General features: G+C 69.1%; 7 protein-coding genes. 3 read left to right on the plus strand and 4 right to left on the minus strand.

Annotation, left to right across the window (positions count from 1 at the left end):
* Positions 1 to 59: 59 nt before the first annotated feature.
* The 4 genes from AB2385_RS15985 to AB2385_RS16000 form a co-directional block, all read right to left on the minus strand.
* A complete protein-coding gene (locus AB2385_RS15985; RefSeq protein WP_367656010.1) occupies positions 60 to 1,034 on the minus strand; it encodes an aldose 1-epimerase in 975 nt (324 codons plus the stop codon).
* Between the two features lie 222 nt (positions 1,035 to 1,256).
* Entirely contained in the window at positions 1,257 to 2,690 is a 1,434-nt protein-coding gene (locus AB2385_RS15990) for a GH1 family beta-glucosidase (protein ID WP_367656011.1), read from the minus strand.
* Between the two features lie 32 nt (positions 2,691 to 2,722).
* Positions 2,723 to 3,337: a histidine phosphatase family protein gene (locus AB2385_RS15995; protein WP_367656012.1), complete on the minus strand. Its 615-nt coding sequence runs from the start codon at positions 3,335 to 3,337 to the stop codon at positions 2,723 to 2,725.
* 127 nt (positions 3,338 to 3,464) lie between these two features.
* Positions 3,465 to 4,328: an AraC family transcriptional regulator gene (locus AB2385_RS16000; protein ID WP_367656013.1), complete on the minus strand. Its 864-nt coding sequence runs from the start codon at positions 4,326 to 4,328 to the stop codon at positions 3,465 to 3,467.
* Positions 4,329 to 4,436: 108 nt separating this feature from the next.
* Between AB2385_RS16000 and AB2385_RS16005 the strand changes: the two genes are divergently transcribed.
* The 3 genes from AB2385_RS16005 to AB2385_RS16015 form a co-directional block, all read left to right on the plus strand.
* A complete protein-coding gene (locus AB2385_RS16005) occupies positions 4,437 to 6,638 on the plus strand; it encodes a pyruvate formate lyase family protein (RefSeq protein WP_367656014.1) in 2,202 nt (733 codons plus the stop codon).
* Positions 6,639 to 6,650: 12 nt separating this feature from the next.
* Positions 6,651 to 7,550 carry a glycyl-radical enzyme activating protein gene (locus tag AB2385_RS16010; protein ID WP_367656015.1) on the plus strand — a complete coding sequence of 300 codons (900 nt, stop codon included), beginning with the start codon at positions 6,651 to 6,653 and terminating at the stop codon, positions 7,548 to 7,550.
* 165 nt (positions 7,551 to 7,715) lie between these two features.
* The coding region (locus AB2385_RS16015; RefSeq protein WP_367656016.1) for a bifunctional UDP-sugar hydrolase/5'-nucleotidase at positions 7,716 to 9,159 on the plus strand (1,444 nt) is incomplete at its 3' end.

Below are 9,159 nucleotides of genomic sequence, written 5' to 3' on the forward strand. Positions count from 1 at the left end.
TGTGTGCGGGGGTGTGGGGCGCCCCGGGGGGCTGGCGCCCCCCCCCCCCCCGTCTCTACTTACTGCGCCCGCTCCGACCAGGTCAACTCCCACTCCAGGTCCCGGCGCTCCTCGCCCGGCGCCAGGGCGGCCATGCCTGAGACGGCGGGGTCGAGGTCGAGGTTGAAGGCGTTGGTCATGCACGTGTAGGGCTCCGCACTGAAGCTGCCGGCGAACCCGTTGAAGATGAGCCAGTGCCGGTAGGCGGGGGCGGCACGCAGGGCGAGCGTGCGGCCCGTGGTGCGGTTGGCCAGTTCGAACCGGCTCCAGCCGTCGGGTTCGGGCGCGGCCACGGCGTAACCCTCGCCGCGGGTCACCGCGTGCGCCGGCTGCCAGGTGGACAGATCGTAGGTTCCCTGCGGCTCGAGGAACCGCCCGGTGGGCATCCACTCCTGCATCTCCCACAGGCGGCCGGGGGTGAGCCTGACGAAGATCTCCTCCTCCTGCGGGGCCAGGAAGTAGGGATGGAAGCCCAGCCCGAAGGGCATCGGCTCCTCGCCCAGGTTCCGGATCACCGGGCGGCAGCGCAGGGTGCGGCCTTCCAGGGTGTAGGTCAGCTCCAGCACAAAGGGGTGGGGGAACTGCGCCATGACGTCCGGGTGGTCGGCCGCCGCAAAGCGGATGGTGGCGGAGGCGCCCGGGGCCGTGCCGGTGGCGGCTACCTGCCACGGTCGGCGCACCGGGAAGCCGTGGTTGTGGTGCAGCCCGGACGAGTCGGTCAGTTCCAGCTGGTACTCTCGCCCGTTGAACCGGAACCGGCCGCCGGCGATGCGGTTCGGGGGCATGAGCACGGGAATCCCCCAGCGGGTGGGTTTCGCACGCAGCGCCTCCGCGTCGGGGCCGGTACGCAGCAGTTCCTCCCCCTGGTCGGTGAGGGAGATCAGGTTGCCGCCAAACCCGGGTACCAGCGTGGCGACGGTGTGGGCGTCGTCGTCGCACAGCCGCAGGGCGGGCACGCCGGACCAGGTGGTCTCGGTAACGGTGAAGCGGGCCATGGGCATCACTCCCCTGAGATGGGTAGTTGCAACTCCTCGCGGCCCGGGGGGGAGAGGGCCGGGCCGAAGCCCTCATGCGCCCTTCGCCAGCGCGCTGGCGGCGAGCACGGCGAGGCGAGCGGGACAGAAGGCGCGGTAGGACCAGCGCCCTCTCACCAGGGGCGGGGAGCGCATTGGCAGGAGGACCAGAACCGTGCAGATGACGCTGAGCCTCTGGTAGGGTTACCCCTCCCGTTCGGTAAACATGGGCCGGTCTGGCGCCGCCCCGCTGTGGCCGGCGACGAGGGGCTGCTCGGCCAGTGCCGCGTCAGCGTCATCCAGTCCGTTGCGGCGGGCCACCTCGCCCCACCAGCGGGCGCTGTCCTTGGGGATGCGCCGCTGCGTGGCGTAGTCCACGTAGACCAGCCCGAACCGCTGGCTGTAGCCGAAGGCCCACTCGAAGTTGTCCATGAAGGACCAGGCGAAAAAGCCCCGGAGGTTCACGCCTGCCTCGATGGCCCGGTAGGCGGCCGCCACGTGGCGCCGGAGGAAGTCGATGCGCTCGGGGTCGTGCACCTGCCCGTCGGGGCCGATCTGGTCGTCCCGCACCATCCCGTTCTCAGTGATGTAGAGCGGCACGTCGCCGTAATGGGCCTTTACCCACAGGAGCAGGTCGTAGAGGCACTCGGGAACGATCTCGGAGCCGGTGACGGTGGTGGGGGTGCCGGGGACGATGTCGTGCACCTTGAAGCCCAGTTCCGATGTGGGGTCTGCTTCGATGGTACGGCGGCGATAGTAGTTGATGCCGAGGAAATCCACCGGCGCGCCCATCGCCGCCAGATCGTCTTCCCGGATGAAGTCCAGGGGCCCGACCACCCGGCCGTAGAACTCGAGCATGTCCGCCGGGTACCGGTCGTTCAGCACCGGGTCGAGGAACCAGCGGTTCACGTAGCCGTCGGAGATCCGCGTGGCCTCTCGGTCGGCGGTTGAGTCGGTGAGCGGATAGTTGGGCAGCAGGTTCGGGGCGATGCCGATCTGGCCCCGGTAGCCGCCGGAGCGGAAGGCCGCGACGGCCCGCCCGTGGGAGAGCAGGATGTGGTGCGAGCTGATCACGCCCGCCCGCAGGTCCCGCAGCCCCGGAGCATGGACGCCGCGGAAATGGCCCAGCATCGAGGCGCACCAGGGCTCGTTGTGGGTGAGCCAGAGCTGGACCCGGTCGCCCAGAGCTTCAAACATGAGCGACGCGAAGTCGCCGAAGCGCTCGGCCGTGTCCCGGTTCAGCCAGCCCCCCTCCTCCTGGAGCGCCTGGGGCAGGTCCCAGTGGTACAGCGTGACCATTGGGGTGATCCCCCGCTCCAGCAGGCAATCCACCAGGCGGCGGTAGAAATCGAGACCCTTCGGGTTGGCGGGCCCCCTGCCCGTGGGCTGGATGCGGGGCCAGGCGATGGAGAATCGGTAGGCCTTGTAACCCAGGTCGGCCATGAGGGCGACGTCTTCGGCGAACCGGTGGTAGTGGTCGCAGGCCACATCGCCCGTGTCGCCGTTCACGGTATTGCCGGGGGTGTGGGCAAACCGGTCCCAGATGGACTCGCCCCGCCCGTCCGCCCGCACCGCGCCCTCGATCTGGTACGCGGAAGTGGCGACGCCCCAGAGGAACCCGTCCGGAAAGCGCATCATGTGCTGCATCCTCCTTTGCTTCGGACCGTCGGCTAGAGGGTGGGCTGGCTGAGGTGGGACACGTCGTTGATGGAGAGGATGCACACGTGCTCCGGGTCGATGTAGACGCGGTTGATGCAGCAGTTGCGCTGCTCGATCCAGCACCCCGGATGCCACGGCCGCCCCATCATGGCCATCAGCAGAAAGCCGTTGAAGGTGCCGTGGGCGAAGACGGCCACCTTCTTGTCGGTGGCGCCGAAACGGCGGCGGAGGCGGTCGAAAATCTCCAACGCCCGGGCGTGCGCGGTCTCGGGCGTCTCCCAGCCGCATTCGAACCCGTCCTCGGGCAGGTCGTCGTCGCACTGCGCGCCCGGGCAGATCTCCAGCACGCCGCGTCGACCCAGGAACTGCGCCGGTTCGATGTCCCGGTACTCCCAGAGCCGCTGCCAGACCTCCAGCGGCAGGCCGGTGCGCTCCTGGGTGGCCCGGGCGGTCTCCAGCGCGCGGCGGAGCGGGCTGGAGATCAGCAGGTCCAGACCCTCCTCCGCCAGGCGGCTGGCGGTCTCCGCGGCCTGCTGTCGGCCGAGGGGGGTCAGGTGGCCGTCGGGGACGTCGTAGGTGACGATGTTGCCTTCGGACTGGCCGTGGCGCACGAGGTAGAGGATCACGGTCACACCTTCTTCCGGAGAGTCGTGCGAGGGTGGGGAGACTGCCCCTCCCACGCGCACAGGCAGTTACTACAACCATTAGACAAAGTCCGACTGATTCCTGGTCGCGGCACCCGAAGTCGCTGGCTCACCGGGCCGGTGCCACCACCCGCCGGGTGGCCCGCCGGTACCGGGCCGGGGAGACGCCGTACGCCCGCCGGAAGAGGTGGTAGAAGTGGCTCAGGTTCTCGAACCCCGCCTGCAGCGCCACCTCCGTCACTAGCTCGTCCCCGCTCATCAGGAGCCAGGCGGCGTACTGCAGGCGCATCTCGTTCAGCCACTCCGTGGGCGTCTTGCCGGTGTACCGGCGCACAGTGCGGGAGAGATGCTCCTGGCTCACGGGCGAAAGCGCCAGGAGGCGCGGCAGGCCGGCGGTGAAGTTCTCCGGCTCCGCCATCGCCCGGGCCAGCACCGTGAACCACGCCGGCGGTCGCGCCGGCAGCGCCTCGGCGGGCCCGGCGAAGTAGCGGGCAAAGATGTCGGCCAGCAGGGCCCGCACCGCGGCCTTCCACCGGGGCTTGTCCGTTGCGGGCACGGGTCCGAGCCGCCGGAGGCGCTCCGCCAGCGTCTCCCGCTCCTCCGGCGGGAGCTGGCGGTGCGGCGGAAGGTCGGCGGTGAGCAGGCCCTCGGGCACCGGACCGGCGCCCAGGAAGGAGGTGATGGCCTGGTGCGTGCGGCTGGAGTAGGCGAGGTTGATGAGCTCCAGCTCCGCCCCGTCCACCTTCTCGTAGCAGTGGCAGTCGGTGGGGCGCACCAGCACCAGTGCGCCCTCCTGCAGGAGCTGACGTTCGCCGTTGACCAGGTGGCAGATCTGTCCCCGCGTGACGAGGAAGATCTCGAAAAAGTCGTGGTCGTGGGGCTCGGAGAGCACCCGCATCGACCGCAGACAGGCGTAGTGCACCTCGGTCGCCGCATCGAACGTGTGGGCCTCCCGCAGCGTGAGCACGGCCACCACCTTCGCATCATCAACAGCGTACAACCGGCCGTCAAGCCATAACAAGACTTAAAAAGTACGTGTGCAGTATAACAGTCCTGGAGCTTTGTCGGGGGGCGATCAACCGTGGCGAAGTTCGCGATGGAACTGCAGTTCACCGAGACCTACCGGCGCCACCAGCACGACCATCTCGCCATCCGCGAGGCGTGCTGCCTCCGGGCCCAGTTTCCGGCAATCCTGCGGCCCCCCGAGCAGGGGGACCTCTTCGCAGGCCGCATCGAGTTCGGGGCCGTCGGCTTCTCCCCGCAAGATGGCGGCTTTGGCTACTTCTGCATGCTCGACCGGCTGGACCGTGCGCTGGCCGGAAAGGACCTGGATCCGGAGGAGCGCGCACAGGTGGCGGAGATGCGGGCCTTCTGGGCCCGGGAGGCCTCGGCCGCGCGAGTGCGGGCCCGCTTCACGCCGGAGCTGGCCCGCTGGCTCAGCGTGGAGAACTGGGAAGTCGGCCCGGCCGTCGCCTACCCGATCTACCGCATGCTGGGAGGCTGCCTGGACTTCGACAAGCTGGTGCGGCTGGGCCTGCCCGGGCTCCGGGAGGAGGTCCGGCGCCACAAGGCCGTCCACACTGACGGCCCCGATGCGCAGCAAGTCTACACCGGGATGGAGATGGCGCTCGACCTGGTGGCCGACGTCTGCTGCTGGTACGCCGACCAGGTCGAGGCGACGGCCGCCGGGCGCACCGACCTGGAGATGGCAGCCGCGCTCCGGCGCGTTGCTGAGGCGCCCCCCGCCACCCTGCGGGAGGCGATCCAGCTGTCCTGGCTCTGGGCCCTGGTTTCGGGCCACCGGAACTACGGGCGCATGGACGTCTACCTGGGGGACTTCCTCGCCCGCGACCTGGACGAGGGGCGCATCACCGAGGCGGAGGCGCTCGCCATGCTCCAGTCGCTCTGGCGGCTGATCCGGGCCCGCAAGCTGATTTTCGACGGCCGGGTGATCCTGGGGGGACGGGGCCGTCGGAACGAGGTCAACGCCGACCGCTTCGCCCTCTTGGCCATGGAGGCCACCCGCACCGTGCGGGAGACCGAGCCGCAGGTGACGCTGCGCTGCTACAGGGGCATGAATCCCGCCCTGTGGGAGAAGGCCCTGCAGGTGATCGGCGAGGGGCGGACCTACCCGATTCTCTCCAACGACGACGTCAACGTCCCCGCCGTGGCCCGGGCGTTCGGTGTCTCCGAGGCGGAGGCTGCACAGTACATGCCCTTCTCCTGCGGCGAGTACGTGCTCGACCATGCCTCGTACGGCTCCCCCAACGGGGTGCTCAACCTCCTGAAGGCCCTGGAAGCGGCCCTCCACAACGGGCACGACGGCATCACGGGCGCGCCGATCGGGCTCGGGACCGGCGATCCGGCCGGGTTTACCCGCTTCGAGGATCTGTGGGAAGCGTACCGGCGGCAGGTGGAGCACTTTGTGCGCGTCTGCGCCCAGTTCCAGGTGCTGGTGCACGAAGAGGCGGCCAAGGCCGGGCCGTTCTTGCTCACGGCGCTGCTGTATGACGACTGCATCGCCCGGGGCCGGGGGATGTTCGACGGCGGCGTGCGCGCCCTGGGCGGCACGCTGGAGGTCTACGGCCTGGTCAACGCAGCCGACAGCCTCGCGGCCATCCGGCAGGTGGTCTACGAGGAGAGGCGGCTTACGCTGCCCGAGCTCGTGGCGGCGCTGGACGCAGACTTCGCCGGCCGGCGGCCCCTGCAGCGGCACCTGGCGGAGTGCCCCAAGTACGGCAACGACGACGACGTGGCCGACGCGATGCTGCTGCGGGTCTACCGGCACGTCTGCGGGACGATTTCGGCACAGGCCGGGCGGCCCGGGCTTGACACCTACCTGCCGGTGATCATCAACAACTCGGCCAACACCGTGCTGGGCCGCCGCACCGCCGCCTCCGCCGACGGCCGCCGCGCCGGTGCACCCATGGCGAATGCCAACAACCCGTCCGGGGGCAGCGACCGGAGCGGGATCACGGCCATGCTCAACTCGCTGGTGAAGCTCGATCCGTCCCTCCACGCCGGCGCCGTGCAGAACCTGAAGCTGAGCCGCGAGCTCTTCACGACCCGGCTGCCCGAGTTGAAGGCCCTGCTGGAGACGTACTTCGAAAACGGCGGCACGCAGGTGATGATCACCGTGGTGAGCCGGGGCGACCTGGAAGCGGCCATGCGGGAGCCCGAGAAGTACCCGCACATCTTCGTGCGGGTGGGTGGCTTCACCGCACGCTTCGTACGGCTGGAGCGGGACGTGCAGCTGGAGATTCTGAGCCGCACGCTGTACTAGGGGGTGCGGGCGATGGCCACGGGCCTGATCCTGGACGTGCAGCGCTTCTCGCTCCACGACGGGCCGGGGATTCGCACCACGGTCTTCCTGAAGGGCTGTCCGCTGCGCTGCCTCTGGTGCCACAACCCCGAGTCGCAGCAGCGGCGGGTGCAGTACTCCTTCGACTACGGCAAGTGCACCCTCTGCCTGCAGGAGGGGCACGAGTGCCCGAACGGCGTCAGCCTGGGCCCGGACGGTGCGGTGCTGCACGACCGCACCGCGATCGACCCGTCCACGTTCGATCGCTGCCCCTACCCGGCCGGGGCGGTGCTGGGCCGGGAGCGCACCGCAGAAGACGTGTTGGCCGAGGTGATGCGGGACCAGGCCTACTACCGGCGCTCCGGAGGCGGCCTTACCCTCTCGGGCGGCGAGCCCATGGCCCAGTTCGACTTCGCCCTGGCGCTGGCCCGGGCGGCGAAGGCGGAGGGGCTGCACGTCTGCCTGGACACGTGCGGGCACGCGCCCTGGGAACAGTACGCCGCCATCGCACCTTATGTGGACCTGTTCCTGTACGACTACAAGGCCACCGACCCTGCCCTTCACAGACGGCTGACCGGGGCGGGGAACGAGGACATCCTCGCCAACCTGGACGCCCTGATGCAGGCGGGCGCCCGCGTCATCCTGCGCTGCCCGCTGGTCCCGGGGGTGAACGACGACCCGGCGCACCTGGACGGCATCGCCGCCCTGGCCCGCCGCTACCCCGGCCTCGCCGGCGTGGAGATCATGGCGTACCACGCCATGGGCCACCACAAGGCGTTGCGTGTGGGGCAGCGGGCGCCGCTCGCCGGGCTGCCTACGGCCGCGGAGGCGCAGAAGGCGGCCTGGCTGGCGGCCCTGCACAGCCGGGGCTGCACGCGGGCGCGCCTGGGATGAGCGGACTCGGCCCGGATGGGTTCGAGTCCGGCGCTGGGACGAACGGGCTAGTGAGGGTGGTCCCGGTGCCTCTATTGATCATTTTCAGCCATGATCTATTGGAGTCGTACAACTCATGCTATCATCAATACCAGGAATCCATTAACCGGCAGGAGGCGAGATGGCATGCGGCGGTTCCGGTTCCTCTCGGTCCTGGTTGCGGCTGTCATGGCCGTGGTGTCGTTCTCGTACCCGGTCTACGCGGCCGACGAGGCTCCCGTGGTTGAGGTGACCATCATCCACGACACCCACATGCACGGGAACCTGGTGGACAGCGAAGGCAAGAGCATGGCGCAGAAGGCCACCATCATCAACGAGATCCGCTCCCGTCAGCCCGGGGCCGTCTGGGTGGGCGTGGGCGACGACCTGGGCACCTCGCTTCTTTCCAGCGAGTTCAAGGGCGCCCAGTCCATCGATGTCTTCAACCGCCTGGGCCTGGCAGTGGAGGGCATCGGCAACCACGACTTCGATGATGGTCCGGAGAACCTGCTGGCCCAGGTTCCCAAGTCCAACTTCCCCTGGGTGAACGCCAACCTCAAGGACAAGCGGACCGGCGAGGTCTTCGGCGCCGAGGTGGGCATCAAGGAGTACGTGGTGCTGGACGTGAACGGCGTCAAGGTCGGTTTCACCAGCCTGGCCCCGAAGGACACCGCGGAGATCTCCTCCCCCGGCCCTAACGTCGAGATCCTCGACTACGCGGAGGCGATGAACGCTGTCCTGCCCAAGATGAAGGCCGATGGCGCTGAGGTCACCGTTCTGCTCGCCCACATCTGCGGGCCCGACGCCGAGGCGCTGGCCGCCGAGGTGGACGGCATCGACGCCATCGTGGGCGACCACTGCGCCGCGGCCGACCTGGAGCAGCCGAAGGTCATCAACGACACGATCATCTCCCGGGTGGGCGACGAGTACGACTACGTCGGCGAGCTGACCCTGTTGGTGCAGGACGGCGACGTGGTGGGCCATCGGTTCACCCGCCACGAGATCACCGCGGAGACCCCGGCCGATCCGGAGATCCAGGCGGTGATCGACGAGTACACCCGGCTGCTGAATGAGAAGTTCGGCGCCGTGGTCGGCGAGACGAAGGTTCCGCTGGATGCCGTCAAGTCCAACAACCGCCTGCGGGAGACGGCCCTCGGCAACTACATCAGCGACGTCACCCGTGAGGCGCTGGGCGCCGACGTGACGATCACCAACGGCGGCAACATCCGGGCGGACAGGATCTTCGAGCCCGGTCCGCTGACGAAGAAGGACATCGTGGACATCCTGCCGTTCACCAACTACGTCCTCATGGTGGAGGCCACCGGTGCGCAGATCAAGGAGGCCCTGGAGCTGGGCGTGAGCACCGTTGAAGAGGGCCACGGCCGCTTCCCGCAGGTGTCCGGCATCAGCTTCAAGGTGGATCCGACCAAGCCGGTGGGCGAGCGGGTGAGCGACATCATGGTCGGTGACAAGCCGCTCGATCCCGAGGCTACCTACAAGTTCGCCGCCAACGATTACCTGATCGGGGGCGGTGACGGCTACACCATGTTCCAGAACGACAAGGTCCTGGTCGACGCCGCCTCCGCGCCGC

This window comes from Symbiobacterium sp., from assembly GCF_040797425.1.
Lineage (GTDB): Bacteria > Bacillota > Sulfobacillia > Symbiobacteriales > Symbiobacteriaceae > Symbiobacterium.